At 63.9% G+C, this 24,095-nt stretch carries 28 protein-coding genes; 20 read left to right on the top strand and 8 right to left on the bottom strand.

Annotation, left to right across the window (positions count from 1 at the left end; translation table 11 throughout):
- Window position 1 precedes the first annotated feature (1 nt).
- From SZ64_RS02455 to SZ64_RS02420, 8 genes are all read left to right on the top strand, one after another.
- Window positions 2-1,552 carry a stimulus-sensing domain-containing protein gene (locus SZ64_RS02455; protein WP_241772967.1) on the top strand — a complete coding sequence of 517 codons (1,551 nt, stop codon included), beginning with the start codon at window positions 2-4 and terminating at the stop codon, window positions 1,550-1,552.
- A 10-nt stretch (window positions 1,553-1,562) separates the two neighbouring features.
- Window positions 1,563-1,982, top strand: coding sequence for an HPr kinase/phosphatase C-terminal domain-containing protein (locus SZ64_RS02450; protein ID WP_054529376.1), 420 nt, complete (start codon window positions 1,563-1,565; stop codon window positions 1,980-1,982).
- Between the two features lie 69 nt (window positions 1,983-2,051).
- Window positions 2,052-2,984: an RNase adapter RapZ gene (gene rapZ / locus SZ64_RS02445; protein WP_054529375.1), complete on the top strand. Its 933-nt coding sequence runs from the start codon at window positions 2,052-2,054 to the stop codon at window positions 2,982-2,984.
- A gap of 85 nt (window positions 2,985-3,069) precedes the next feature.
- Window positions 3,070-3,474: a PTS sugar transporter subunit IIA gene (locus SZ64_RS02440; RefSeq protein ID WP_054529374.1), complete on the top strand. Its 405-nt coding sequence runs from the start codon at window positions 3,070-3,072 to the stop codon at window positions 3,472-3,474.
- A 55-nt stretch (window positions 3,475-3,529) separates the two neighbouring features.
- The gene (locus SZ64_RS02435) at window positions 3,530-3,808 is read left to right on the top strand and encodes an HPr family phosphocarrier protein (protein ID WP_054529373.1); all 279 of its coding nucleotides are present in this window, start codon (window positions 3,530-3,532) and stop codon (window positions 3,806-3,808) included.
- A gap of 60 nt (window positions 3,809-3,868) precedes the next feature.
- A complete protein-coding gene (locus tag SZ64_RS02430) occupies window positions 3,869-4,669 on the top strand; it encodes an RNA methyltransferase (RefSeq protein WP_054529372.1) in 801 nt (266 codons plus the stop codon).
- 117 nt (window positions 4,670-4,786) lie between these two features.
- Window positions 4,787-5,152, top strand: a complete 366-nt coding sequence (locus tag SZ64_RS02425) for an META domain-containing protein (RefSeq protein WP_162225065.1) — start codon at window positions 4,787-4,789, stop codon at window positions 5,150-5,152.
- 138 nt (window positions 5,153-5,290) lie between these two features.
- Window positions 5,291-5,887 (top strand): YceI family protein, encoded by a 597-nt coding sequence (locus SZ64_RS02420; RefSeq protein ID WP_054529370.1) that lies wholly within the window; start codon window positions 5,291-5,293, stop codon window positions 5,885-5,887.
- Window positions 5,888-5,913: 26 nt separating this feature from the next.
- Here SZ64_RS02420 and SZ64_RS02415 read toward each other — a convergent pair whose 3' ends face one another.
- Together SZ64_RS02415 and rmuC are read right to left on the bottom strand one after the other, a co-directional pair.
- Window positions 5,914-6,651, bottom strand: coding sequence for a hypothetical protein (locus SZ64_RS02415; protein WP_156313437.1), 738 nt, complete (start codon window positions 6,649-6,651; stop codon window positions 5,914-5,916).
- Window positions 6,652-6,656: 5 nt separating this feature from the next.
- Window positions 6,657-8,066 carry a DNA recombination protein RmuC gene (gene rmuC, locus SZ64_RS02410; RefSeq protein ID WP_054529368.1) on the bottom strand — a complete coding sequence of 470 codons (1,410 nt, stop codon included), beginning with the start codon at window positions 8,064-8,066 and terminating at the stop codon, window positions 6,657-6,659.
- A 280-nt stretch (window positions 8,067-8,346) separates the two neighbouring features.
- On the opposite strand from rmuC, the gene SZ64_RS02405 reads away from it, so the two are divergent.
- A complete protein-coding gene (locus SZ64_RS02405) occupies window positions 8,347-10,014 on the top strand; it encodes a formate--tetrahydrofolate ligase (RefSeq protein WP_054529367.1) in 1,668 nt (555 codons plus the stop codon).
- Between the two features lie 77 nt (window positions 10,015-10,091).
- Here the strand turns inward: SZ64_RS02405 and SZ64_RS02400 are convergent, their stop codons facing one another.
- The 3 genes from SZ64_RS02400 to recR all read right to left on the bottom strand — a co-directional run bounded on the left by SZ64_RS02400 (window position 10,092) and on the right by recR (window position 13,056).
- Window positions 10,092-11,693, bottom strand: coding sequence for a Na/Pi symporter (locus SZ64_RS02400; protein WP_054529366.1), 1,602 nt, complete (start codon window positions 11,691-11,693; stop codon window positions 10,092-10,094).
- A gap of 140 nt (window positions 11,694-11,833) precedes the next feature.
- Window positions 11,834-12,403, bottom strand: coding sequence for a peptide deformylase (gene def / locus SZ64_RS02395; RefSeq protein ID WP_054529365.1), 570 nt, complete (start codon window positions 12,401-12,403; stop codon window positions 11,834-11,836).
- Window positions 12,404-12,459: 56 nt separating this feature from the next.
- Window positions 12,460-13,056 carry a recombination mediator RecR gene (gene recR, locus SZ64_RS02390; RefSeq protein WP_054529364.1) on the bottom strand — a complete coding sequence of 199 codons (597 nt, stop codon included), beginning with the start codon at window positions 13,054-13,056 and terminating at the stop codon, window positions 12,460-12,462.
- A gap of 53 nt (window positions 13,057-13,109) precedes the next feature.
- Between recR and fmt the strand changes: the two genes are divergently transcribed.
- Both fmt and truA read left to right on the top strand, forming a co-directional pair.
- Window positions 13,110-14,042, top strand: a complete 933-nt coding sequence (gene fmt / locus SZ64_RS02385) for a methionyl-tRNA formyltransferase (protein WP_054529363.1) — start codon at window positions 13,110-13,112, stop codon at window positions 14,040-14,042.
- A 28-nt stretch (window positions 14,043-14,070) separates the two neighbouring features.
- Window positions 14,071-14,820 carry a tRNA pseudouridine(38-40) synthase TruA gene (gene truA, locus SZ64_RS02380; RefSeq protein ID WP_054529362.1) on the top strand — a complete coding sequence of 250 codons (750 nt, stop codon included), beginning with the start codon at window positions 14,071-14,073 and terminating at the stop codon, window positions 14,818-14,820.
- 10 nt (window positions 14,821-14,830) lie between these two features.
- Here truA and SZ64_RS02375 read toward each other — a convergent pair whose 3' ends face one another.
- Both SZ64_RS02375 and cobS read right to left on the bottom strand, forming a co-directional pair.
- A complete protein-coding gene (locus SZ64_RS02375) occupies window positions 14,831-17,008 on the bottom strand; it encodes a transglycosylase domain-containing protein (protein WP_241772966.1) in 2,178 nt (725 codons plus the stop codon).
- An 81-nt stretch (window positions 17,009-17,089) separates the two neighbouring features.
- Window positions 17,090-18,082, bottom strand: a complete 993-nt coding sequence (cobS, locus tag SZ64_RS02370; RefSeq protein WP_054529361.1) for a cobaltochelatase subunit CobS — start codon at window positions 18,080-18,082, stop codon at window positions 17,090-17,092.
- An 89-nt stretch (window positions 18,083-18,171) separates the two neighbouring features.
- Between cobS and SZ64_RS02365 the strand changes: the two genes are divergently transcribed.
- Complete coding sequence (locus SZ64_RS02365) at window positions 18,172-18,813, top strand: glutathione S-transferase family protein (RefSeq protein WP_054529360.1); 642 nt, start codon at window positions 18,172-18,174, stop codon at window positions 18,811-18,813.
- Between the two features lie 111 nt (window positions 18,814-18,924).
- Here SZ64_RS02365 and SZ64_RS02360 read toward each other — a convergent pair whose 3' ends face one another.
- A complete protein-coding gene (locus tag SZ64_RS02360; RefSeq protein WP_054529359.1) occupies window positions 18,925-19,632 on the bottom strand; it encodes a helix-turn-helix domain-containing protein in 708 nt (235 codons plus the stop codon).
- A 68-nt stretch (window positions 19,633-19,700) separates the two neighbouring features.
- Here SZ64_RS02360 and SZ64_RS02355 point away from each other — a divergent pair, with 68 nt between their 5' ends.
- Genes SZ64_RS02355 through SZ64_RS02320 form a run of 8 tightly spaced genes read left to right on the top strand, consistent with a single transcriptional unit; the run spans window position 19,701 to window position 23,970 of the window.
- Window positions 19,701-20,114 carry a VOC family protein gene (locus SZ64_RS02355; RefSeq protein WP_054529358.1) on the top strand — a complete coding sequence of 138 codons (414 nt, stop codon included), beginning with the start codon at window positions 19,701-19,703 and terminating at the stop codon, window positions 20,112-20,114.
- A 25-nt stretch (window positions 20,115-20,139) separates the two neighbouring features.
- On the top strand, window positions 20,140-20,535 hold the full coding sequence (locus tag SZ64_RS02350) for a DoxX family protein (RefSeq protein WP_054529357.1): 396 nt from the start codon (window positions 20,140-20,142) through the stop codon (window positions 20,533-20,535).
- Window positions 20,536-20,538: 3 nt separating this feature from the next.
- Window positions 20,539-20,895 (top strand): DUF1428 domain-containing protein, encoded by a 357-nt coding sequence (locus SZ64_RS02345; RefSeq protein ID WP_054529356.1) that lies wholly within the window; start codon window positions 20,539-20,541, stop codon window positions 20,893-20,895.
- A complete protein-coding gene (locus tag SZ64_RS02340) occupies window positions 20,892-21,692 on the top strand; it encodes a VOC family protein (protein ID WP_082384406.1) in 801 nt (266 codons plus the stop codon). Before SZ64_RS02345 ends, SZ64_RS02340 begins: the two co-directional genes overlap by 4 nt.
- Window positions 21,689-22,171, top strand: a complete 483-nt coding sequence (locus SZ64_RS02335) for a VOC family protein (RefSeq protein WP_347230250.1) — start codon at window positions 21,689-21,691, stop codon at window positions 22,169-22,171. Before SZ64_RS02340 ends, SZ64_RS02335 begins: the two co-directional genes overlap by 4 nt.
- Window positions 22,172-22,176: 5 nt before the next feature.
- Entirely contained in the window at window positions 22,177-22,824 is a 648-nt protein-coding gene (locus SZ64_RS02330; RefSeq protein ID WP_054529354.1) for a glutathione S-transferase family protein, read from the top strand.
- A gap of 23 nt (window positions 22,825-22,847) precedes the next feature.
- A complete protein-coding gene (locus SZ64_RS02325) occupies window positions 22,848-23,294 on the top strand; it encodes an SRPBCC family protein (RefSeq protein WP_054529353.1) in 447 nt (148 codons plus the stop codon).
- Window positions 23,295-23,346: 52 nt separating this feature from the next.
- On the top strand, window positions 23,347-23,970 hold the full coding sequence (locus SZ64_RS02320) for a glutathione S-transferase family protein (protein ID WP_054529352.1): 624 nt from the start codon (window positions 23,347-23,349) through the stop codon (window positions 23,968-23,970).
- Window positions 23,971-24,095: the final 125 nt, after the last annotated feature.

Genomic DNA, 24,095 nt, shown 5'->3' with positions numbered 1-24,095 from the left:
GATGCCGCGCCGTTTCGAACGGCCGATCTTCACCCCTCGCGCATCGCTGACGATCCGCATCCTGACCTTCAACATCATTGCCCTGTCGATCCTGGCGGGCAGCTTCTTCTATCTCGACAATTTCCGCCGCCAGTTGATCGAAGAACGCTTCCGGCTGGCCCGCAGCGAAGCGCAGATCACGGCGGAGGCCCTGCTGGGGGCAAAGCCTGACCTGCGTGACCGACTGATGGTGCAGATCGGGCAGGAGCAGCATTTGCGGCTGCGGCTCTATCGCCCGGACGGCACGCTGGTGAAGGACAGCTTCGCGCTGGCAGAACCTTCCTTCACCTTCATCGACCCTGATAAGGAGCCTTGGTATCAGCACGCCGCGCGCTGGCTGGACCGGGGCATGGATGCCATCTTGGGAGCGGAGCCGGTGCCCGCCTATGTGGAGCCGCGCGATACGGATGCGGATTCCTGGCCGGAACTCGCCCTCGCCCGCCGGCTGAGCCAAACCCAGATCTTCCTGCGCTATGCGCCGGACCGCACGCCGGTTATCACCGCCGCCGCGCCGGTGGGCCGCGACGGGACGACGCTGCTGACCACGCGCAATGCAATCGACATCACCAAGCGCGTGCGCGACGCGCGCCAGACGCTGGCGATCATCGTGGCCGCCGCGGTACTGATCTCGATCCAGCTTTCGCTTTATCTCGCGCGGATCATCGTGCGCCCGTTGCGCGTGCTGGTGCGCGCCGCCGTGCGCGTCAGGCTGGGCCGAGACCGAGAAGTGGTGGTGCCTCGCCTGCCCGAGCGCCGTGACGAGATCGGCATGCTGGCGCGCGCCATCTCCGACATGAGTTCCGCCCTGCGCCACAGGATCGACGCGGTGGAGAGCTTCGCCGCCGATGTCGCACATGAACTCAAGAACCCGCTCGCTTCGCTGCGCAGCGCGCTGGAGGCGCTGTCCAAGGTGGAAGAACCCGCCCTGCGGCGCCAGCTGACCGACATTGCCATGCATGATGTGCAGCGGATCGATCGCCTGGTCAGCGAGATTTCCGACGCCAGCAGGATCGACGCCGAACTCTCCCGCGCCACGTTCGAACCTGTCGATCTGGCCGCCCTGATCGGCAATGCGGTGGGCGCGCGCGAACATCGGGCCGAGACAGAGGGCCGTGCGATCAAGCTCAAGCGCAAAGGGCGCGGGCCGTTTACAGTACTGGGCGTGCCTGCCCGGCTGGAGCGCGTGGTCGAGAACCTGCTGGACAATGCCGTCTCCTTTTCCCCGCCCAATGGAGAGATCACCATCGAACTGCGCGCACATGACGATCTGGTGGAAGCCACGATCCGCGATCAGGGGCCGGGCATTCCCGAGAGCGAACGCGACAAGGTGTTCGAACGCTTCCATTCCGTACGGCCTGAGGCAGAGGGCTTCGGCGGCCATAGCGGCCTTGGCCTGGCCATCGCGCGCACCATCGTGGAAGCCCATGACGGGACACTCACACTGGGCGAGCCCCCGGCAGGCAAGACCGGCGCCTGCTTCGTCATAACCCTGCCCGCGATGGAACAACGGTGAGGGAATCGGGATGAGCGCACAGGTCTATCAGGCAAGCTGCGTCATGCTGGGCGGCAGGGCGATCCTGATCGAAGGGCAGCCCGGCAGCGGCAAGTCCAGCCTCGCCCTTGCCCTGATCGACCGGGGCGCCATGCTGGTGGGCGATGACGGGGTGACACTGGAACAGTGCAGCGGGCGCCTGTGGGCATCGCCCCCGCCCAACATCGCAGGCAAGCTGGAGATCCGCAATGTCGGGATCGTCGATCTGCCCGTGGCGGAAGGCCCGGTGGCACTGGTCCTGCGGCTCGATCCCATGGCGCCGCGTCATGTGGAGCAGGCGGAGCGGATCGCACTGGCGGGCCTCCACCTGCCGCTCATCCGCCTCTGGCCCGACAGCCCCGCCCTGCCCCTGCGCGCCGAATGGGCGCTGCGGTTGCACGGCCTGCCATAGCTGCCCCCTTCCGGCACAAACGCGTGCAAAGCCTTCCCTTTCGCGCCGGACGGGAGCAAACCGCGCCCAATGGCCGCCGAGTCTCACCAACCCGCAGCGGATTCCCGCCAGCGTATTCTGCTCGTCACCGGCATGCTCGGTGCGGGGAAGACGACTGCCCTGCGCGAGCTGGAAGATCTGGGCTGGGAAGCGATCGACAATTTCCCCATCCGCCTGCTCGACCGGCTGATCGGCGCGGATGACGATCTGCGGGACGGGATCAAGGCCCCGCTGGCCATAGGCTTCGATTCCCGCACGCGCGGCTTCGATCCGGCCGACATCATCGAACGGGTGAAGCACCTTTCCGCGCGGGACGATCTGATCGTCACCACCATGTTCCTCGACTGCTCCGCACAGGAACTGGAACGCCGCTATAACGAGACCCGCCGCCGCCACCCGCTGGCCAGCGGTATTCCCGCGATGGACGGCATCGCCGCCGAGCGGGAGCTGCTCGCGCCGTTGCGGCGCTGGGCGAATGTGGTGATGAACACCACTGCCTTTTCCACCAACGAACTTCAGCAGGCCATCCGGGAACAGTTCGGCATCCATACCGGCGAAGCGATGACTGTCACGGTCAGCAGCTTTGGCTTCTCCCGCGGTGTGCCGGTGGCCGATCTTGTGTTCGACATGCGCTATCTCGATAATCCGCACTGGGTTGCGGACCTGCGCGAACAGACCGGGCTGGACCCGGCCGTGGGCGCGCATATCCGGCAAGACGTCGCTTTCGAGAGCAGCTTTGCCAAGATTCGCGACCTGCTGCTGGAACTGCTGCCGCGCTATGCCGCGCAGGGCAAAAGCTACGTCAACATCGCCTTCGGCTGCACCGGTGGACGGCATCGCTCCGTCTTCACGGCCGAGGAAATTGCGAAAACCTTGCGCGAAGCGGGATTTTCGCCCACTGTCCGCCATCGGAATCTCGGGTCACGCGCTGCCGAATTGATCGAAGGGCCGCACCAGCCGTGAACCCCAATGCACCTTCACGCCTTTGGGCGCCGATGGTAACCGTGCAACCCCAAGCGGCCGCATCGTTTGAAAGCTGTTTTCCTGCATGATCGGAATGATTCTTGTCACCCACGGCCGTCTGGCCGAGGAATTCGTGAAAGCGATGGAACATGTCGTCGGCCGCCAGGAAGCGGTGGAGACGGTGTGCATCGGCCCGAAAGATGACGTGGAGGCCCGCCGCGCCGAGATCGCGGAAGCGATAAAGAAGGTGGATAGCGGCCAGGGCGCCGTGATCCTTACCGACCTGTTTGGCGGCACCCCCTCCAATCTGGCGATCTCGCTGATGGAGGAAGGCAAGGTGGAAGTCGTGGCGGGGATCAACCTGCCCATGCTGATCCGCCTGGCCGGCGCGCGCGACAAGATGTCGATCATGGATGCGGTGGCCGCAGCGCGCGATGCGGGGCGCAACTACATCACCATCGCGTCCGAATTCCTCGGTCAGGACGCCTGAATCTTTACCCTTAAGCTTCACATAGCCAACACGCCACCTTGGGAGGGGTGCACGGATGGATACTGCACGGAGAAGCGTGGAAATCATCAATCAGCGCGGCCTGCATGCGCGGGCCAGCGCGAAGTTCGTCGCCGCGGTCGCCAATTTGCCTGACGGGGCAACGGTTACTGTCGCCAAGGACGGAATGGAGGCCGCGGGCGGCTCCATCCTGGGCCTGATGATGCTGGGCGCGGCCAAGGGCGATACGATCGAAGTCTGCGTCAGCGGCGCGGATGCGGAAGCCCTGCTGAACAAGCTGATCGGGCTGGTCATGGACGGCTTTGGCGAAGACTGATCGGCACAAACCGCGCGGGCTACGCTTGTCGAAGCCCGCGCGCCGACCTAAGCGGACATTATGCGCCGCCAGATCACCGGTTTTTCCAACCCCACGGTAAAATACCTTCGCTCCCTGCGGGAGAAGAAGCACCGCAAGCGGGAAGGCAGGTTCCTTGCCGAAGGGCTGCGCCTGCTCACCGATGCACGTGAATCCGGCCGGGTACCGGAAATGCTCGTCATGTCGACCGAGCGGGACGATCATCCCCTGCTTGCCGCGCTGGAACTGGCAGTGGATCAGACCGGCGGCGAGATCGTGGAATGCACGCCTGAAATCCTCGCCAAGATTACCGGCAAGGAAAACCCGCAGGCGGTGGCTGGCGTATTCGCGGAATTCGATACGTCGCTCGCCCATCTGAACCGCCACTCGGCAAAGATCTGGCTGGTGGCGCAGGCTCTGCGCGATCCGGGCAATCTGGGCACCATGCTGCGCACTGGCGACGCGGTGGGCGCAGGCGGGCTGATCCTGATCGACGATTGCGCCGATCCCTTCTCTGTAGAGGCTGTGCGCGCCAGCATGGGCGCGATCTTCACGCAGGATCTGGCGCTGGCCAGCTGGGCTGAGTTCATCGACTGGCTGCGACAGGGAGAAGGCCAGTTGGTCGCCGCATCCTTGCGCGATGCCCAGCCCTATCGCGGCGCGCCCTACTCCGCGCCCTGCTTCCTGATGGTGGGCAACGAATCGCGCGGCCTGCCAGAGGAATACGAACTTTCCTGCGATCTGCGCGTCACCATGCCGATGCGCGGGCGGGCAGACAGCCTGAACGCCGCAGTCGCAGGCGCGGTGCTGGCCTATGAGGCTTTGGCGGCACTCGATCCCTGACGCATTGCTGACGGCTCCATTCAGCCCGCTGTCAGCGCGTTTCGTCCATCAGGGGGCATGCGCCACGCAGTCCCTCTATTGGCCCTGATTCTCCCGGCCCTCCCCCTCACGGCCTGCGTGGCGCAGACTGCCCCCACACATGAACTTGTCGGCAGCGACTGGCGCATCACCTCCATTGACGGAGAGGCACCCGCCGCGCCGGACAAGGCCCGCCTGTCCTTCGAGAGTGGCCGTCTGAGCGCCAATCTCGGCTGCAACGCCATGAGCGGCCCCTGGCGGATCGAGAAGACCCGCCTGATCGCCGGGCCGCTGATGCAGACCAAGATGTTCTGCACCGGCCCTGTAGGCGAACAGGAAATGGCTGCCAGCGCATTGCTGGTCGCCGGCCCCGCCGTGGAGCGGAACGGCAACCGCCTGACGCTCCGGTCGAGCGGCCATAGCGCTGAACTGGAACGGATCGAGGAAACGGGCAACGGGAACTGAGCGGCCCGCCCCGCCGGTTTTGCCGCATGGACAGAGTCATCGCGGGAACCTATTGCCGCTCAAAGCGCTGAAAACGGGCGCTGCGATCCGGCGCGCCTATTGCCGCCCGACAAGACTGGATATTGGGGAGATTTGAGCATGTTCCACCGCAAACCCGCAGCTTTCGGCCCGGCAGCCGCCATCGCCGCGTTGGCCTTGCTCACCATCCCCGCCGCCGCCGTCGGCCCCGAAATGGCCGCGCCCGGATGGATCGTGGACCAGTCCGCATCGAAGCTGGGCTATGAAGGCGTCGGCAATAGCGAGACTTTCGAAGGCAGCTTCGGCAAGTGGGATGCGGAAATCAATTTCGACCCCGCCCATCTCGACCAGTCGATCGCCAAGGTGACTATCGACACGGGCAGTGCCAGCAGCGGCGACCCGTCGCGTGACGATCCCCTGCGCGAGACCTCGTGGTTCAACATCAGCGCCTTCCCCAACGCCGTCTTCGCCACGAACGGCATCACCTCTACCGGGCCGAATGCCTATGTGGCCGACGGCACGCTGACCATTCGCGGCGTGAGCCAGCCGGTGAAGCTGCCCTTCACCCTGACCATCGAGGGCGACACCGCAAAGATGCAGGGCCAAGCGAAGATCGACCGCACGGCATGGGGCCTCGGCGAAGGCTCCTGGCAGGACAAGTCGGTCGATCCGAACGTCACCGTGAAGGTGGACATCACCGCCAAGCGGGCCAGCTGATCTGCTGATTGAAACGGGCGGGAGCGTCAGTCTCCCGCCACAAAGGCGCTGATCGCCCAGCCCTCGTCGCGTTCTTCCACGATCAGGCGATAATCCACCAGCGCGCGCAACCTGTCCCAAGCGATATAGCCGGAGGTTCCCGAACCGTCGTCGACCTTGGCGAAGGGGCTTTGCTCATCCGTGCTTTCCTGCAGATCGACCATGTTCCAGTCGATCACCTTCAGCACTTTGGCACCGGTGCGCGGTTCGGCCAGCAATGGCACGCCCTGCCCGCGCACCAGCAACAGCATGTAACTGTCCCGGTCGCCGTAATCCTGCGCGAAATACCAGGGCATGGTGAAGCCGCCCTGCTCATTCACCGCGCAACCCAGCGGCAGCAAATGCTCCAGCGCTTCCCACAGGCGATAATGGGGATCGTCCAGCCGCTGGCGCAGTTCTGCCCGGCCCTCACCTCCACCGAAATCGAGCAGGACATCCGGCGCAGCGAGCTCGACCAGAGCAGCAGCATCGCGCTTCACGACCGCATCGGCGAGCTTGAGACGAAATTCCCCGGCCGCACCGACAGTGCCGCATTCGTCCTTCGGGGCATAGGCGCCCTTCTGGCGCGGTTCGACCAGCGATGCGAGCAGCGCCCGGGCCGCATCGGGTTTCGACTGTGCGGCCTGCGCAGCCTGGGGTGCAGCCTCTGCCGTCTCTGCCTTGCCACAGGCCGCGATCAGGCAACTCAGCAAGAGCAAGGTTGCAGGGCGCAGCATTCCGGGCATCGGCTTCACTCCTCTTGCGCGGACACCTCCTCGGCTTCCGCGGCATCTGCATCGGTCGCGTCGGCCGCGACATAGCGAGGCGCTGCCTCGACCAGCGGCACATCCTCGATCTCGCGCTTGCCGATCTCCACGCCCTTGTCCTTAAGACGGCGACCTGCCGACAGAACATTACGTTCAAAGCTTCCCACAAACTTGTTGTAATTGCTTACCGCGCTGTCGAGACCTGAGCCGACCCGCTTCAGATGCTCGGCTGCCACGGCCAGCCGGTCATAGAGTTCCGTGCCCATCCGGCCGATTTCCATGGCCTCGCGTGCCAGCGCATCCTGCCGCCAGACCTGCGCCACCGTGCGCGCAATGGCCACCAGATTGGTGGGTGTTGCCAGCAGCACCTTGTTGCGGAAGGCGAAGTCCCACAGTTCCGGGTCCTGCTCCAGCGCGGCGGCCACGAAATGCTCGCCCGGCACGAACATCACCACGTAATCAGGCGCATCCTCGAACTGGCTCTGATAGCTCTTGGCGCCGAGCTGCTGGACGTGGTTCTTCATCGCCCGCGCATGGGCCGCCAGCGCCAGATCGCGCCCTTCATCCGTATCGGCCTCAAAGGCCTCCTGATAGGCATTGAGCGAGACCTTGGCGTCGATCACCAGCTTCTTCTGGCCCGGCACATTCACGATGGCGTCAGGCCGAAGGCGGCCATCTTCGGTGTCGATCGAATGTTCGGTGACGAAATCCGTATGTTCGGCAAGGCCGCACTGTTCCAGCACATTGCGCAATTGCTGCTCGCCCCAGCGGCCGCGCGCCTTGGGCGCGTTGCGCAGCGAATTGCCCAGCCGCGCCGCTTCGGCCCGCACCTGCTCCTGACCTTCACGCATGGACTGGATCAGGCCGGCAAGCTGGCCGAACGCGTCGACGCGCTTCGCCTCCAGCGTGGCGACCTGTTCCTCATAGCTCTTCAGCTTCTGTCCCACAGGTTCGAGCAAGGCGCGGATCTTCTGCTCGCCATTTTCCTCCGACTGGCGGAAGCGTTCTTCCGCGCGCCGAAGGAAGGCTTCCTGCGCTTCGCCCAGAACCTTGCTGCCGGCGTTCTGGAACTCCTTGAGCATATCCTCGCGCGCCTGGAGGAGCAGACGCTTCTGCTCCTCGAACCCTGCCTCCCGTGCCTTGAGCACCGTCAGTTCTTCCCTCGCGCGGTCGAGTTGGCCTGCGAGCATGTCGGCACGAGCGGCCCGCTCGCTCATCGTCGCAAGCTCCGGCGCCATACGGGCGAGCTTATCGGAAAGCTCCCGCGCCCCGGCTTCCGCGGCAACGAGCCGCCCCTTCAGTTCCGCCGCCGGGCGCGAGCCGAAGACCCAGCCGAGGCCCAGCCCCACGACGAGGGCGACAAGTGCAGCAATTACAAGGATCAGCGCGTCCATTCGATCCGACCTGAAATGAGAACGAAATGTGAACTTACCGAAGCACGTCGCAGGGCACAAGGGGCCCGCCGCAACGATCCACCGCCCATTGCCACAACAGGGCAAGAATCCGTCCCAAGAATCACCCTTGAGGATTCGCACCGGAAAATTGTATGAGCCGCTTACAAATTTCAGAATCACGAAATCTTCGTGAGTGCGAAATGCAGATGGCCGGGCAGCCCGCCTTGCCGGACGCACCCGGAAGTTCGAACTGCCCTTAAGACAACAAGGACGAGAAGCGATGCCTACTGATATTGAAATCGCACGCCAGGCCACGCTGGCACCGATCACCGAAGTCGCCAAGAAGGCCGGCGTTCCCGATGAGGCGCTGATCCCTTACGGCAAGTACAAGGCCAAGATCGACCGCGATCTGCTGCCTCCCGCTCTGGCGCCGGGCAAGCTGATCCTCGTCACCGCCATCAACCCGACCCCGGCCGGCGAAGGCAAGACCACCACCTCGGTCGGTCTGTCGGACGCCCTGCACCGCATCGGCAAGAAGACCTTGCTCTGCCTGCGCGAACCCTCGCTGGGTCCGTGCTTCGGCGTGAAGGGTGGCGGCGCTGGCGGCGGCAAGAGCCAGGTCATGCCGATGGATGAAATCAACCTGCACTTCACGGGTGACTTCCACGCCATCACTTCGGCCCACAACCTGCTGTCGGCCATGATCGACAACCACATCTACTGGGGCAACGAACAGAACATCGACCTGCGTCGCGTTACCTGGCGCCGCGTTCTGGACATGAACGATCGCGCCCTGCGCCAGATCGTCGGCCCGCTGGGCGGCGTTTCGAACGGCTATCCGCGCGAAACCGGCTTCGACATCACCGTCGCTTCGGAAATCATGGCCATCCTGTGCCTCGCTTCGGACCTCAAGGATCTGCAGAAGCGCCTGGGCGACATCATCATCGGCTATCGCCGCGACAAGACCCCGGTCTTCTGCCGCGACGTGAAGGCCGACAGCTCGATGACCGTTCTGCTCAAGGACGCCATCCTGCCGAACCTGGTGCAGACGCTGGAAAACAACCCGGCCTTCCTGCATGGCGGCCCCTTCGCCAACATCGCCCATGGCTGTAACTCGGTGATCGCCACCAAGACCGCGCTGGTCATGGCCGATTACGTGGTGACCGAAGCCGGCTTCGGTGCCGACCTCGGCGCCGAGAAGTTCATGGACATCAAGTGCCGCCTCGCCGGCCTGAAGCCCGACGCCGTGGTGCTGGTCGCCACCGTGCGCGCGCTCAAGATGAATGGCGGCGTCTCCAAGGCCGACCTGACCAAGGGCGAGAACGTGGAAGCCGTGCGCAAGGGTTCGGTGAACCTGAAGCGTCACATCGAAAACGTGAAGAAGTTCGGCATCACGCCGACCATCGCGATCAACCACTTCTATCTCGATACCGATGCCGAACTGGCCGTGATCAAGGAAATGGCTGAAAGCTTCGGCGCCGAAGCCGTGATCTGCAAGCACTGGGCCGATGGTGGCGCGGGCGCTGAAGAACTGGCCCACATCGTCGCCGCCAAGGCTGACGCCGGTGCGCCGGACTGGGCCCCGCTCTATCCCGACGAAATGCCGCTGGCCGAAAAGATCGAAACGGTCTGCAAGGAAATCTACCGCGCAGAAACCGTCACGATGTCGCCTGCGGTGAAGAGCCAGCTCAAGCAGTGGGAAGAAATGGGCTACGGCAACTTCCCGGTCTGCATGGCCAAGACGCAGTACAGCTTCTCGACCGATCCGACGCAGCTGGGCGCGCCCGAAGGCTTCGACGTGACGATCCGCGAAGTGCGCATTTCGGCCGGTGCCGGCTTCATCGTCGCCATCGCCGGCGACATCATGACCATGCCGGGCCTGCCCAAGGTTCCCTCGGCCGAAGCGATCTACCTCGACGAGAACGGCCAGATCGAAGGTCTGTTCTAAGCGACAGGTCCGAACGGACAAAGGAAAGGCCGCCCCTCACCGGGCGGCCTTTTCGTTTGGGCGTCGTCGGCGCGCGGTTATGAAAGCGCCGGGCGCTTCTCCAGCGATGCCGAGAGGCGGCGAATGGCCCAGGCAATGCGCTCATAAGTGCTGGTGATCGCCAGAATCTGGCTGCGCTCTTCCGGCGTATGGTGGTGCGAGGCGGCGAGATAGGCCTTGCGCATCGCCTCCATCCGCTCCCCGCAATCGCGCGTCTTTTCCTCGATCGCGGGGAAGTCCGCCGGATTGCTGGTCTTCATCGCATCGTCAGCCAGATCGAGCAGGGAATCGAGTTCGGCCAGAATACGTTCGCGCATGTCATGCAGATGCGGGTCGAGCACATGGGCGGCCTGCCACAGTTCGAAACAGGCCTCGTCCAGCGTGTGGAGCAGATGCTGGCGCTTCTGCTGGCCGATCAGCCATTCCGTATCCTCGTCCGACATCTCCAGCGCCATAAGCGCGGCCTGCGCCCGCTCGATCACGCCGGAAACCATGTCGAAGGCTTCGCGATATTCCTCCGGGCTGGGGCCGCCCTCGCCCTCACCGCGCAGCGCCGCGCCATAGGCAGGCAGACGCTCGAACAGGCGCAATTGTTCCATCTCTGCCAGCAGCAGCACCGTGTGCGGGCTGTCCGTGCTGTCATTGTGGAGATATTTCGGCTGCCCCAGCTCTTCGGCCGGAAGCGGCGGCGAAAGGCGCGCGCAGAAGTGGAGATAAGGACCGGCCAGCAGATTGAGCACCAGCGGCGCCAGCGCATTCACTACAATGGCGACACCCAGCGCCAAAGTGCCGGAATCGACATGGCTCACCTCGCGCAGCCACGCCAGCCCTGCCCCGTCCGCCAGCAGGCGGTCCGCCCCATAGGCGACAAGGAACAGCGAGACCGAGACCGCATTGTAGAAGATTTCCGCCAGCACCACCTGCCGCGCCTGACCGTGGAAATTGAAGCCGGTGAACCAGGTAATCAGGCTGGACCCGGCATGGGCGCCGAACACCAGCATCAGCGTCTCATCCGCGCCGAAAATGCCCTGCTTGGCCATGGCCACCGCAATCAGCATGATCGCCATGTGCGACTGGGCGACGAAGGTCAGCACCAGCCCGAACAGGAAGGCCAGCGGCAGCGAGGCCTGAATGAAGGTGATCGCATCGGAGAACAGGCCCTGCTCGGTCAGCAGCAGGGCCGCCTGGCTCATCATCCTCAGACCGAAGAGCATCAGGGCGAGGCCGAAAATGGCCGACGCTCCTTTCAGCAACGGCTTGGGCCGTTCGAAGGCGATTGCCGCGCCTGACAGGGCCAGCACGAATAGGGCGAGCAAATGGATCGGGAAGACAGCCGCGATCACTACCAGCGTACAGCCCAGATTCGACCACAGGGCAACAGGCAGTGCCCGGCGCGGCTCCAGCACCCCGGCATGGACGAAGCTGGCCATGATGAAGGAGGTGGTCCGCCCGCTCTGCGACACGAAGCCCAGCGCCGTGCCCGCCGCCATCGCAGACAGCGGCCTGCGCGTGACCCGCGTGATCGCCCCGCGCAGGCGCGACCCGGCAATCGCGCCCAGATTGCGCGTGACCATCTTGATACCGAAGAACAGGATGCCCAGACCCGCGAGCGAGTTCATGAACAATTCGATCGCGCTCATCAGGCCCCCTCGCGATAATTGCGAGAGGCTTTCTTGCCGCGATGTGTGACGGTTGCGTGACCGTTACGTGTACCCGCCCCCGAAAAGAAAAAAGCCGCCCCGGACGGGACGGCTTCTTCGCGATTGCAATGGCAGGTGGATCAGGCTGCCTTGCGCAGCTTTTCCAGCTTCTTGAGGGCCATCGTCCGCTTCAGGCGGCTGAGGTGATCGATGAACAGGATGCCTTCGAGATGGTCCATTTCGTGCTGGATGCAGGTAGCCAGCAGGCCTTCCATCGCTTCCTCATGCACATTGCCGTCCACATCCTGATAGCGCACGCGGCAGGTGGCCGGGCGATCCACGTCGGCGTAGATTTCCGGAACCGAGAGGCAACCTTCCTGATAGGTGGAAAACTCATCCGCCGGATCGAGGATTTCCGGATTGATGAAGACGCGCGGTTCCTTCTTCGTCGGCTGATGCGTGTGCGGTTCGCCGCCGTGATGGTGGCACACTTCCGGTTCTGCATCGGGATCGTCGGGCTGGAGGTCGATCACCACCACACGCAGCGGCACGCCCACCTGGATCGCAGCAAGGCCGATACCGGGCGCGTCATACATCGTCTCGAACATGTCGGCGACGAGCGTCTTCAAGTCGTCGTCAAAGGTTTCCACGCGGGTGGAAATGGTCTTCAGCCGGGGGTCCGGCACTTCAAGGATTTCGCGGATAGCCATAGGGCGCAGATAGTAGGCGTTGCGCCATTGGGCAAGGGCAGCGAGCGCTCCGCCCGTCAGCCAACCGGCCGCCTTGCGCGCAGGGCCTGCGCCAGCGTTCCCTCGTCCAGATAATCCAGCTCCCCGCCCACCGGCAGGCCATGGGCAAGCTGAGTGATGCGCACCGGGAAACCTTCAAGCCGCTCCGCGATGTAATGGGCAGTGGTCTGCCCTTCCAGCGTGGCATTCATCGCCAGCACCACTTCGTCGATCCCGCCTGCCTCGACCCGCGCGATCAGCTTGGCGATAGTCAGATCTTCCGGGCGCACACCGTCCAGCGCGGAAAGGCGGCCGCCCAGCACGTGATATTTGCCGGTGAACAGCCGCGCCCGGTCCAGCGCCCAGAGGTCTGCCACATCCTCCACCACGCAGAGCTGGCGCGCATCGCGGCGCGGATCGGCGCAGATGCCGCAAGGGTTCTGCGTGTCGACATTGCCGCAGGTGTCGCATTCCACCAGCGTTTCCCGCACGGTGGAAAGGGCATCGAGCAACTGGACCAGCGCGGTTTCCCTCCGCTTGACCAGCCACAGCACTGCCCGCCGCGCGGAACGCGGGCCAAGCCCCGGCAGGCGTGCCAGGGCAGCGCTGAGTGCCTCGATCTCTTGCGATGCCATGGCCCCGGAGATAGGGCTTGCCGCTCTCGATAGGAAGGCCACGATAGCCCGCTATGCGCATCATTTTCATGGGAACGCCGGACTTCGCCGTCCCTGCCCTCAAGGCGCTGCATGGCGCAGGGCACCAGATCGTTGCCGCCTATACCCAGCCGCCGCGCCCCGGCGGCAGGCGCGGCAAGGAACTTACGCCCACTCCGGTCCACAAGGCCGCCGAGGTGCTGGGCGTGGAAGTGCGCCATCCTGTCTCGCTGAAAGACGCGCAGGTGCAGGCCGATTTCGCGGCTCTGGATGCCGAGGTTGCCGTAGTGGCGGCCTATGGCCTGATCCTGCCGCAAGTGGTGCTGGACATGCCGAAACATGGCTGCCTGAACATCCACGCTTCCCTCCTGCCCCGCTGGCGCGGCGCCGCACCGGTGCAGCGCGCGATTCTGGCCGGGGATGAGGAAACGGGCGTCACCATCATGCGCATGGCCGCCGGGCTGGATACCGGGCCGATGCTGGCAAAGGTCAGCACCCCGGTCGACCGCAAGACGACCGGCGAACTGACTGCCGAAATGGCCGAGAGCGGCGCGCGGCTGATGGCGGAAGTGCTGGCCGACCTTCCGGCCTATGTGCCTGAAGAGCAGGACGGTGCCCTAGCCACTTATGCTGCCAAGATCGACAAGGCGGAAACGCGGATCAACTTCACACAGGGCGCCTTGCAGGTCGAACGGCAGGTCCGCGCCTTCGCCCCCGCGCCCGGCGCATGGTTCGAAGTGAATGGGGAACGGGTGAAAGTGCTGCGCGCCGACATTCAATCCCGCCCGGAAGACCTATCTGTCGACTTCCCGAGCGAGCCCAGCCTTGTGCTGGACGACCAACTGGCCATCGGCTGCGGGAATGGTGCCATTCGCCCGATCATTGTACAGCGCGCTGGCAAGCCCGTGATGGATTATGCCGATCTTCTGCGCGGCTACCCCATCCCTGCCGGGACGAAACTGGCGTGAGTGTTGTGCGAGGCCAAGGCCAACCCCGATGACGCGCTACGCCCTCACCATCGAATTCGACGGCACGCCCTTCATGGGGCTGCAGCGGCAGGCCCACGGCCCCAGCGTGCAGCAGACGGTGGAAGAGGCCGTACATGCCGTCACTGGCGAGACGGCCATCCTCCATTCCTCCGGCCGCACCGATGCGGGCGTGCATGCGCTGGCCATGCGCAGCCATGTGGACATCGAGAAACCCTTTTCGCCCTTCCGCCTGATGGAAGCGCTCAATGCGCTGATGCGCCCTGCCCCGGTGGCCGTGACCGGCTGCGAAGTGGTGCCGGATGACTGGCACGCCCGCTTTTCCTGCATCGGCCGGTCCTATCTCTATCGCATCGTCAATCGCCGCGCGCCGCTGACGCTGGAAAAGAACCGCGCCTGGCATGTCAGCCGTCCGCTGGATGCAGAAGCCATGCACCGGGCTGCGCAGCATCTGGTGGGCAGGCATGATTTCACCACCTTCCGCTCGGTCCATTGCCAGGCGAAAGACCCGGTGAAGACGCTCGACCGGCTGGCTGTGCGCCGCGAGGGCGATCTGGTGCTGATCGAGGCTGCCGCGCGCAGTTTCCTGCACCATCAGGTCCGTTCCATGGTCGGCACGCTGGCGCTGGTCGGCCTTGGCCAGTGGACCGAGGATCAGGTGGCGGAAGCCCTCGCCGCGCGAGAACGCAAGGCGCTGGGCCTCAATGCACCGCCGGACGGCCTTTATTTCGTGCGCGCCTTCTATCCCGGCGAGGACTAGGCCCTGTCCGCTAAGACGTGGGCGAAGGTGATGGTGAGCTTCGCGGCGGCCCCGCGCCCGGAACCACAGTCAGCCCATTATTGTTGAGCCGCACGTCCACCGGCGTACCACCGACCTGAGTGGACAGCACAGCCTCACCTTCCTGCACCCGCAGGTTCGTGCCGTCATTGCCGATGGGAATATCGGCGGCATCCGGCACGTCGAGCGGCTGGATCGGACCGGACGGATCGGGCTGCGGTGTTTCCCTCTGCCTTGCCGGCACCGCCTTCGGACCGAGGGCCTGGCTCATGAAATCCTTCCAGATGCGCGCGGGCAAGCCGCCGCCATGCACCCCGGCCAGCGGCGTATTGTCGTCATTGCCGACCCACACGCCCACCACCAGATCGCCGGCATAGCCCACGAACAGCGCGTCGCGATTATCCTGGCTTGTGCCGGTCTTGCCGAAGTTTGGCACGTTCAGCATCGCCGCACGCCCGGTGCCCCGATTGACGGCCGCACGCAGCAATTCCTCGATCCCCTCATGCTCACGAGAGGAGAGGCTCTGCTGCGAATTCCATAGCCAGTCGAACCAGCCTGCCTCTTCCGCCTTCACCGCGCGCGGCTTCACCGGGAAGGCATTGCCCGCCACGCCTGCATAGGCGGACGTCAGTTCAAGCAGGGTCATGCTGGAAGTGCCCAGCGCAAGGCTGGGATCGCCTTCAGCCAGCGGTGAAGTGACGCCCAGATCGCGCGCCGTCTCGATCACTTTCTCGCCCCCGACCTGCCCGAACAGGCGCACGGCAGCGACATTGCTGGACCGGGCAAAGGCATCCTTCAGCGTTATACTGTCCGAATAGCTGCCGCTGGCATTGGCCGGGCGGTAGGAGCCTGTCTCGAAGGCAGAATTATCGATCGTATCGTCGGGCGACATGCCATCGCGCAATGCGGCAAGATAGACGAACAGCTTGAAGGTGGAACCGGGCTGCCGCCGCGCCTGCGTGGCGCGGTTAAAGGGCGAATCCTCGTAATCCTTGCCGCCGATCATGGCGACGACTTCGCCATTGGGACGCATCGCCACCAGCGCCACCTGCGCCTTGCCCAACCCGGCCCGGCTTACGGCACGCCGCGCGGCGGCCTGCAGGCGGGAATCAAGCGTGGTGGTGATCGTCTGCCCACCATAGCCCGCCTCGGTCAGCTTGCGCGCCTCCGGCAGTGCCCAGTCGGCGAAATAGGTGCCGGTGGGCAGATCATCGCCCCCGTCACGCACATCCAGACGTGGGGAGCGCATGGCCTTCGCCTCTGCCTGCGTCAGATAGCCAACCTCCACCATCGTCTGCAGCACCACCCGCATGCGTTCTTCCGCCAGCTTGTAGTTCTTGGTGGGCGCATAGCGCGAAGGTGCCTGCAGCAGCCCGGCCAGCATGGCGGCCTGTTCAGGCTTCAGCTTTTCCGGCTGGCGGTAGAAGTAATGGAGGGACGCCGCCCGCAAGCCATACACATTGTCGCCGAAATAGGCATTGGACAGATAGCGCTCCAGGATCTCGTCCTTGGTCAGCCAAGCTTCCAGCCAGAAGGCGATCAGTGCCTCGCGCGCCTTGCGGGTCAGGTTCTGTTCTGGCGTCAGGAAGGTGAACTTGGCGAGCTGCTGAGTGATCGTGCTGCCGCCCTGCGTGCGCCCCGTGGTGAGGTTGCTCCACGCCGCGCGGGCAATGCCGCGCGGATCGACTCCCCAGTGATCGTAAAAACGCCGGTCCTCAATGGCGATGAAGGCCTGCGTCACATGCGGCGGCAGGTCCGCCACCTTCACCGGCTTGTCCACCACCGCGCCATTGCGGGCAATCGGCGTACCGTCGGCCGCCAGCAGGGTCAGTTCGGGCGGTGCGATGGGCTGGAGCGACTTGGACAGGGGCGCCGTCACCATCAGCCAGCCGATCATCAGCAGGAACAGGATGAAAAAGGCAGCAATGCCCCGCCTGATCCACCACCAGCGGGTGCGCGGCTTATTTTGCGGAGCGGGTTCGCCGCCAAGCGGAATCCCGCCCGTGCCCAGTGCACCGGGAGCGAAATCGTCATCATCCGCATCCGCTCCGTAGAGCGGGGAATGCGGCATTTCCTCGTAATAGATATGTTGCACCGGCCGCGTATCACGCGACCAGGGCCAGCGCCACCAACGTCGCTTCACGCCCGGCTTACGGGAAAGCAGGTCCATCAGGACGCTGTATTAGCGAAACAACACAGCCTTGGCGAGAGGCTTTGCACGAATGCCCTCAGCCGGCTGCGGCGGGCAGGCTTACGCCTTGCCCACCACGCTTTCCGGCAGGTCCTCGCCGAAGACGCGCTGGTAATATTCGGCCACCAGCATCCGCTCCGCCTCGTCGCACTTGTTGAGGAAGCTGAGACGGAAGGCGAAGCCGACATCGTTGAAGATGGCGGCATTTTGCGCCCAGGTGATGACCGTACGCGGGCTCATCACGGTGGAGATGTCGCCGTTGATGAAGCCTTGACGGGTAAGCCCCGCCACACGGATCATCTTTGCGATCACGTCCTTGTCCATGTCCGGATTCTTGGCCGAGACGATTTCCAGTTCGGTCGCTTCCGGCAGATAATTCAGCGCCACCACGATGTTCCAGCGGTCCATCTGGCCCTGATTGATCGCCTGCGTGCCGTGATAAAGCCCGCTGGTATCGCCGAGGCCCACCGTGTTCGCTGTGGCGAACAGGCGGAAATTGGGATTCGGGCGGATGACGCGGTTCTGGTCAAGCAGCGTCAGCTTGCCTTCGGTTTCCAGCACGCGCTGGATCACGAACATCACGTCTGGCCGGCCTGCGTCATATTCGTCGAACACCAGAGCCACAGGGTGCTGCAGCGCCCAGGGCAGCAGGCCTTCGCGGAATTCGGTAACCTGCAGGCCATCGCGCAGCACGATCGCATCGCGGCCGATCAGGTCGATACGGCTGATATGCGCGTCAAGGTTGATGCGGATGCAAGGCCAGTTGAGGCGGGCTGCAACCTGCTCGATATGCGTCGACTTACCGGTGCCGTGGTAGCCCTGCACCATCACGCGGCGGTTATAGGCAAAGCCCGCAAGGATCGCGAGAGTGGTATCCGGATCGAACACATAGGTGTCGTCACGATCGGGCACGCGCTCATCCGCCACACTGAAGGCGGGGCAGGTCATGTCCGTATCGATCCCGAAAACTTCGCGTACGCTGACAACCGTATCCGGCTCAGCAAGGCGGGTGGTTCCGGTGGGCTCTGAGTGCTTGTTCGTCATCTCGTTCATCGCGCCGGTTCGACTAGACGCGCGCGCGCGCCGCTGCAACAAGCAATCCCCGCAAATGGCCAGATTCGGCCTCACGGGAGAGTGCTTTCATGAAGATTTTCGGATTTCCCCTCTCGCCCTTCGTCCGCAAGGTGCTGGTGGCCACAAAGGAGAAGGGAATCGACGCGGAACTGATCCCGTCCAACCCTAACCAGCCTGACGAGGCGTTTCTGCAGGCAAGCCCGTTCCGCAAGATTCCGGCAATCCAGGACGGCGATTTCCGGCTGGCCGATTCGACAGCCATCGTCGCCTATCTGGATGCCAAATATCCGGACGCACCACTGCTTCCAGCCGACCCACAGACTCGCGGTAAGGCCGTGTGGTTCGATGAAGTGGCCGATACGATCCTGATCCCGGCCGGCGCGCCTATCGTGGTCAACCGTTTCCTCTATCCCAAGATCTTCGGGAAGGAAGGCGATGAAGCCGCGGCAGTGGCTGCGGAAGAAGCGACCCTCAAGCCGCTCGACTATCTCGAAGGCGTGCTGGGCAATGGCGGCTGGCTGGCCGGCGAATTCTCGGTGGGCGACATTGCCGTCGCCAGCGCGATCAAGACGCTGGGCTATACCGGCTGGCAGCTCGACAATTCGCGCCATCCCGCCATGGTGGACTGGTATGACCGGGTCTGCGCCCGCCATGCATGGCAGGCCGCAGCCGAGCAGGAAGCAGCCGTATTCGCCTCGCTGGGCGGCTGATCCGGCCTATCCTTCGTCATTGCGAGCGAAGCGAAGCAATCCTGGGGCTTGCGTGCAACACGCTGGATTGCTTCGGCGCCTCGCAATGACGAACGACTGACCAAGAACGAATTATTGAGCAGGCACCCCGATTTTCGGCGGCAATTCGAACAGCGCGGCGTAACGCAGCGCCAGTTCCCGGTCGCCCTCCACCACCAGCCCGGCCTCTGCCTCCAAGGCTTCCAGCGGAACCTTAGCATAGAGCAAAGCGGCCACGGCCATCGCATCCGGCGCCCGAAAGATGGCCTGCGCGCCTGAGGGATCGGCGCGGCGGATCGGCAATTGTCCATCCTTCAGCACCGCAAGAAACGTCTCCCCCGCCACATCGAAGCCAATGGTGGCGTCGAAAGCCTTGCTACCTTCCTTGTCCAGCATGGTGCGCATCGAGATCATCAGCGACACCGCCGACAAGGGCAGGCGCGGATCGTGCAATACCGATTGCGCCGCCCAGCGGCCCAGCTCCTGGATAGCGGGTTCTGCCTTGTATCCCCATTCCGTCAATTCATAGACTTGAGCGGTTGCAGGAGGCGGCAATTGGCGCTTCACCAGCACACCCGCAGCTTCCAGCCCGGCCAGCCGCTCGGTTAGCACCTTTGCGCTGATGCCAGGCAATACGCGGCGCAGATCGCTGAAACGCCGCCCGCCAAGCAGCAATTCGCGCACGATCAGCAGCGACCAGCGTTCGCCCACCAGTTCCAGCGCAAAGGCCGTGCCGCAGGCATCGCCATACCACTTGCCGTGCCCCTCTTGCGACGAATTGGTTTCTTTTTGTAACTTCATGGTTGCTTTTAGTAACTCGAGAGGTGATGAATCTGCAAGCGCGATTCGCAACGGGGAGAGATGCGGACATGAGCAAGATGATTTTCGTAAACCTGCCGGTCACGGACCTGCCCAAATCCATGGCGTTCTATGAATCGCTGGGCTTTACCAACAATCCGCAATTCACTGACGAGAACGCGGCCTGCATGGTCTGGTCCGATGCGATCTTCGTGATGCTGCTCACCCATGGCCACTGGCGCAAATTCACTCAGCGCCCCTTCCCGGCCGAAGGCGCGAGCGAAGTGATGCTGGCGATCAATTTTGACAGCACCGATGAAGTGAACCGCATTGTCGACCTTTCGGGTGCGCAAGGCGGCACGGCCGACGTCAATCCGAAACAGGACCATGGCTTCATGTTCTCCCGCAGCTTCGCCGATCCCGATGGCCATGTCTGGGAAGTCTTCTGGATGGATATGGCTGCGATGGGCGACAGCGCGGGCTGAAGCTGCACTCGGGGGAGGAAACGCAATGACCGCAAGACAGATGACCGTCGCAGGCTGGGTTCTGACAGGGCTGTTCGCGCTGTTCATGCTCGGCGCATCGATCACGCCCAAATTGCTGGGCATGGATGCGGCCACGCAAACACTGGCCGGTCTGGGCTGGCAACCAGGCTCTGCCCTTATGATCGGCGGGTTCGAGCTTGCCTTCCTGCTGCTCTACCTCTTCCCGCGTACCAGCGTGCTCGGTGCTGTGCTGATGACCGCACTGATCGGCGGGGCGATGGCCACGCATATCCGCGTCGGCAGCCCGCTGTTCAGCCATACATTGTTCGGAATCTACCTCAGCCTGTTCATGTGGGGCGGGCTGTGGCTGCGCCTGCCTGCCCTGCGCGCCCTGTTTCCCTTCACTGCGAAAGGAGCCTGACCCATGCATATCGATGGCTATGTGATCCCCGTGCCCGAAGCGAAGAAGCAGGCCTTTCTGGAAATGGCCGAATGGTTCGACCGGGCAATGATCGAATTCGGCGCCCTACAGGTGGTCGAAGGCTGGGAGAAAGACGTTCCCGAAGGCAAGCGCACCGATTTCCGCAAGGCGGTGATGGCCGAGGAAGGGGAGAAGATCGTCTTCTCCTGGATCGTCTGGCCCGACAAGGCGACTGCCGATGCCGCACATGAACGGGTCCACGAGGATGAACGCTTCAAGGCGATGACGGATGTTCCCTTCGACGGGCGCCGCATGATCTTCGGCTCGTTCGAGCCGCTGGTTAACCTGAGGAGCGAATGATGGCCGGATTCCCGATCTGGTATGAGCTGATGACGCCGGATGCTGCGGCAATTGGCCCCTTTTATCGCGCCACTGCCGGTCTCGACATTCCCGCCGAGGGCACGATGATGCCCAATGGCGCGGAATATCGCATGATCGGGCGCCCGGATGGCGGCAATGCAGGCGGCGCACTGACGCTGACCCCGGCAATGATCGAAGGCGGCGCAATGGCGGGCTGGCTGCCCTATTTCCATTGCCCTGACATTGACGCGGCGCTGCTGCAGGCCAAGGCCCTCGGCGGGCAGCTCTGGATGGACCAGACCATCCCCGGCACCGGGCGCATGGCCATGTTGTCCGACCCGCAGGGCGCGCCATTCTACATCATGAACCCCGTCCCGCCGCCCGGAATGCCCGATGCGAAGAGCGACGTGTTCGATGCCGCGAAGCCCGGCCATTGCCGCTGGATGCAGCTCGACACCACCGATGCCCCCGCCGCCAATGCCTTCTACACTGCCCTGTTCGACTGGAAGACAGACCAGACGATGCCGATGGGTGCGGCGGGCGATTATCGCTTCATCGAATGCGAAGGCCAGCAGATCGGGGCGATCAACCCGATGATCGCCGAGGGGGCTTCACCCGCCTGGCTGCTGTTCTTCGGCGTGGAGGATATCGATACTGCCAGAAAGGCGGCGCAGGCCAATGGCGGCACGGCGACGCAGGACATCCATCAGGTTCCTTCCGGCGATTTCATCTTCATGGCCCGCGACCCGGCGGGCGCCGCGGTCGCCTTTGTCGGCCCACGCAAGGGAGCGGCATGATGACCACGCAAGCCTATGTCTGCCTGTGGTTCGACCAGACCGCTGAAGAGGCCGCTGGCTTCTATGCCCGGACAATGCCGGGCGGATCGCTCGGCAAGGTTCACCGCGCCTCGGTCGATAATCCCTCCACCAAGGCGGGCGACGTGCTGATGGTGGAATTCACCGTGGGCGGAATTTCCTGCCTCGGTCTCAATGGCGGGCCAGTCTTCCCGCAGTCGGAAGCCTTTTCCTTCCAGATCCCCACTGACACGCAGGAAGAGACCGACCGGCTGTGGAATGCCATCGTCGGCAATGGCGGCACAGAAAGCATGTGCGGTTGGTGCAAGGACAAGTGGGGCGTCTCCTGGCAGATCACCCCGCGCATGCTGATGGACGCCCTCTCCCACCCTGACGAAGCTGCCCGTGTCCGCGCCTTTCAGGCCATGATGGGTATGCGCAAGATCGACATCGCGGCCATCGAAGCCGCCATCGAAGGCTGACCGCTATGCTCGCACTCTACGGCCACCCATTCTCCTCCTACACGTGGAAAGGGCTGATCCCGCTTTATGCCACCGGGGCCGAATTCGAATTCCGCGAAGTGGGGCCGGACAATCCGGACCACAGTGATTTCGTTGCGCAGTCCCATCCCGCAGGCAAGTTCCCGGTGCTGGTGGATGGCAATGCCACAGTGATCGAGGCGACTGCCATCGTAGAGCATCTGGCGCTGAAATATCCGGGTTCCAGCCTGATCCCTGCCGACCCGGCCGAAGCCGCCACGGCACGCATGCTTGACCGGGTGTTCGACAATTACGTGATGGGCAGCGCCCAGCTTGTAGTGAATGCCTATCTGGCCGACATGCAGGCGCCCGATCCGGCACAGATCGAGACCGGCAAGCAGGGTCTGCGCCGCGCCTATCGCTGGCTGGAACGCTGGCTGGAGCGCAACGCCATGCCCGCCCATGTCTCGCTCGTGACCTGTGCGGCCGCGCCATCGCTTTTCTATGCCGACTGGGTTGAGCCGATCCCCGCCGAGGCCCCGCGCCTTGCCGCATTTCGCGCCGAATTGCTCGCCCTGCCGGAAGTCAGCCGCTGCGTCGAAGATGCGCGCCCGTTCCGCCCGTGGTTCCCGCCCGGCGCGCCGGACCGGGATTGAATGGATCGAGAGAGGAAAACCGCATGTCCCACGAACTGAAAGTAACCTGCTTCATCGCCGCCCCGCCGGAAAAGGTGTGGGACGTGCTCACCAACCGCATGGAGGAATGGTGGTGCCCCAAGCCCTGGCGCGTCGAGGTCGATCATCAGGATCGCCGCGCAGGCGGACGCTGCGCCATGACCATGTATGGCCCGAACGGCGAAGTCATGCCCAATGAAGGCATCTTCCTTGCCTGGGAGGAAGGCCGCCGCTTCGTCACCACCGATGCCTTCACTGCTGAGGATTTCGATCCGGCCGGGCCTTTCATGGTCGGCTTCTGGGAAATCGAACCGGAAGGCGACGGCACGCGCTACACCGCCCGCGCCAAGCACTGGAGCGAGGAAGCACGCCGGAAACACGAGGAAATGGGCTTCACTCAAGGCTGGAGCGCAGTGGCCGAACAGCTGAAGGAACTATGCGAGACGGATTGACTTTTTTGCGTTTGTTCCATTTATGTTCCAAGCAATCGACCGGAGAATCGGCATGGCAGACTTCACATTCTTCACCAATCCGATGTCTCGCGGGCAGATCGGTCGCTGGGCCTTGCACGAGGCCGGGGCAAGCTATGACGAAGTGACGGTGGAATGGCATCCCAAGCCTGCCAAACTCCTCGCGGTGAACCCGCTGGGCAAGGTGCCCACTATTATCCACCACGCCCCGGATGGTGACCGGACGATTTCCGAAGCCGCCGCGATCTGCGCCTATCTGGCATCAGGCGATCTTGCGCCAACGGCGGCGGAGCGCGCGGATTATTACCGCTGGCTGTTCTTCGCTGCCGGCCCGATCGAACAGGGCGTCACGGCTCGCCATTACGGCTATGAACCGAAGGACGACCGCGCCCGCATCAGCGTCGGCTGGGGCGATATCGATGTGGCTCTGGGCATGCTGGATACCCATCTGGCCGGGCGAGATTTCGTCTGCGGCGATCGCTTCACCATGGCGGATGTCTATGTCGGCAGTCAGGTAGACTGGGGCCTTCAGTTCAAGACTTTCCCGGAAACCCCGGCCTTCATGGCCTATGCCGAACGCTGCCGCGCGCGCGATGCCTATCGGGCTGCCAAGGCAATCGATAACGCCCAGATCGAACAGCGGATGGCCAAGGGCTGACGCCTGCCTAACCCCTCCTCGTCAAGGGAGGGGCGCGAGACTTGCGTCCGCATCGCGGGCGTTAGTCGCAGCGGGATGGTGCCGCCATGTTACGCATGACCACCAATCTCTTCCCCTGAAAAGGA

Origin of the sequence: Erythrobacter sp. SG61-1L (genome assembly GCF_001305965.1) — a bacterium.
GTDB lineage: Bacteria > Pseudomonadota > Alphaproteobacteria > Sphingomonadales > Sphingomonadaceae > Andeanibacterium.
Note: the sequence above shows the minus strand (reverse complement) of the source record. Positions and strands in the feature narration are given on the sequence as shown.

What these genes read in the sequence shown, in the direction of transcription:
- SZ64_RS02455 (WP_241772967.1), top strand. Translation starts at nt 2, where the DNA reads ATGCCGCGCCGTTTCGAACGGCCGATCTTCACCCCTCGCGCATCGCTG.
- SZ64_RS02450 (WP_054529376.1), top strand. Translation starts at nt 1,563, where the DNA reads ATGAGCGCACAGGTCTATCAGGCAAGCTGCGTCATGCTGGGCGGCAGG.
- rapZ (WP_054529375.1), top strand. Translation starts at nt 2,052, where the DNA reads ATGGCCGCCGAGTCTCACCAACCCGCAGCGGATTCCCGCCAGCGTATT.
- SZ64_RS02440 (WP_054529374.1), top strand. Translation starts at nt 3,070, where the DNA reads ATGATCGGAATGATTCTTGTCACCCACGGCCGTCTGGCCGAGGAATTC.
- SZ64_RS02435 (WP_054529373.1), top strand. Translation starts at nt 3,530, where the DNA reads ATGGATACTGCACGGAGAAGCGTGGAAATCATCAATCAGCGCGGCCTG.
- SZ64_RS02430 (WP_054529372.1), top strand. Translation starts at nt 3,869, where the DNA reads ATGCGCCGCCAGATCACCGGTTTTTCCAACCCCACGGTAAAATACCTT.
- SZ64_RS02420 (WP_054529370.1), top strand. Translation starts at nt 5,291, where the DNA reads ATGTTCCACCGCAAACCCGCAGCTTTCGGCCCGGCAGCCGCCATCGCC.
- SZ64_RS02415 (WP_156313437.1), bottom strand. Translation starts at nt 6,651, where the DNA reads ATGCCCGGAATGCTGCGCCCTGCAACCTTGCTCTTGCTGAGTTGCCTG.
- rmuC (WP_054529368.1), bottom strand. Translation starts at nt 8,066, where the DNA reads ATGGACGCGCTGATCCTTGTAATTGCTGCACTTGTCGCCCTCGTCGTG.
- SZ64_RS02405 (WP_054529367.1), top strand. Translation starts at nt 8,347, where the DNA reads ATGCCTACTGATATTGAAATCGCACGCCAGGCCACGCTGGCACCGATC.
- SZ64_RS02400 (WP_054529366.1), bottom strand. Translation starts at nt 11,693, where the DNA reads ATGAGCGCGATCGAATTGTTCATGAACTCGCTCGCGGGTCTGGGCATC.
- def (WP_054529365.1), bottom strand. Translation starts at nt 12,403, where the DNA reads ATGGCTATCCGCGAAATCCTTGAAGTGCCGGACCCCCGGCTGAAGACC.
- recR (WP_054529364.1), bottom strand. Translation starts at nt 13,056, where the DNA reads ATGGCATCGCAAGAGATCGAGGCACTCAGCGCTGCCCTGGCACGCCTG.
- fmt (WP_054529363.1), top strand. Translation starts at nt 13,110, where the DNA reads ATGCGCATCATTTTCATGGGAACGCCGGACTTCGCCGTCCCTGCCCTC.
- truA (WP_054529362.1), top strand. Translation starts at nt 14,071, where the DNA reads ATGACGCGCTACGCCCTCACCATCGAATTCGACGGCACGCCCTTCATG.
- SZ64_RS02375 (WP_241772966.1), bottom strand. Translation starts at nt 17,008, where the DNA reads ATGGACCTGCTTTCCCGTAAGCCGGGCGTGAAGCGACGTTGGTGGCGC.
- cobS (WP_054529361.1), bottom strand. Translation starts at nt 18,082, where the DNA reads ATGAACGAGATGACGAACAAGCACTCAGAGCCCACCGGAACCACCCGC.
- SZ64_RS02365 (WP_054529360.1), top strand. Translation starts at nt 18,172, where the DNA reads ATGAAGATTTTCGGATTTCCCCTCTCGCCCTTCGTCCGCAAGGTGCTG.
- SZ64_RS02360 (WP_054529359.1), bottom strand. Translation starts at nt 19,632, where the DNA reads ATGAAGTTACAAAAAGAAACCAATTCGTCGCAAGAGGGGCACGGCAAG.
- SZ64_RS02355 (WP_054529358.1), top strand. Translation starts at nt 19,701, where the DNA reads ATGAGCAAGATGATTTTCGTAAACCTGCCGGTCACGGACCTGCCCAAA.
- SZ64_RS02350 (WP_054529357.1), top strand. Translation starts at nt 20,140, where the DNA reads ATGACCGCAAGACAGATGACCGTCGCAGGCTGGGTTCTGACAGGGCTG.
- SZ64_RS02345 (WP_054529356.1), top strand. Translation starts at nt 20,539, where the DNA reads ATGCATATCGATGGCTATGTGATCCCCGTGCCCGAAGCGAAGAAGCAG.
- SZ64_RS02340 (WP_082384406.1), top strand. Translation starts at nt 20,892, where the DNA reads ATGATGGCCGGATTCCCGATCTGGTATGAGCTGATGACGCCGGATGCT.
- SZ64_RS02335 (WP_347230250.1), top strand. Translation starts at nt 21,689, where the DNA reads ATGATGACCACGCAAGCCTATGTCTGCCTGTGGTTCGACCAGACCGCT.
- SZ64_RS02330 (WP_054529354.1), top strand. Translation starts at nt 22,177, where the DNA reads ATGCTCGCACTCTACGGCCACCCATTCTCCTCCTACACGTGGAAAGGG.
- SZ64_RS02325 (WP_054529353.1), top strand. Translation starts at nt 22,848, where the DNA reads ATGTCCCACGAACTGAAAGTAACCTGCTTCATCGCCGCCCCGCCGGAA.
- SZ64_RS02320 (WP_054529352.1), top strand. Translation starts at nt 23,347, where the DNA reads ATGGCAGACTTCACATTCTTCACCAATCCGATGTCTCGCGGGCAGATC.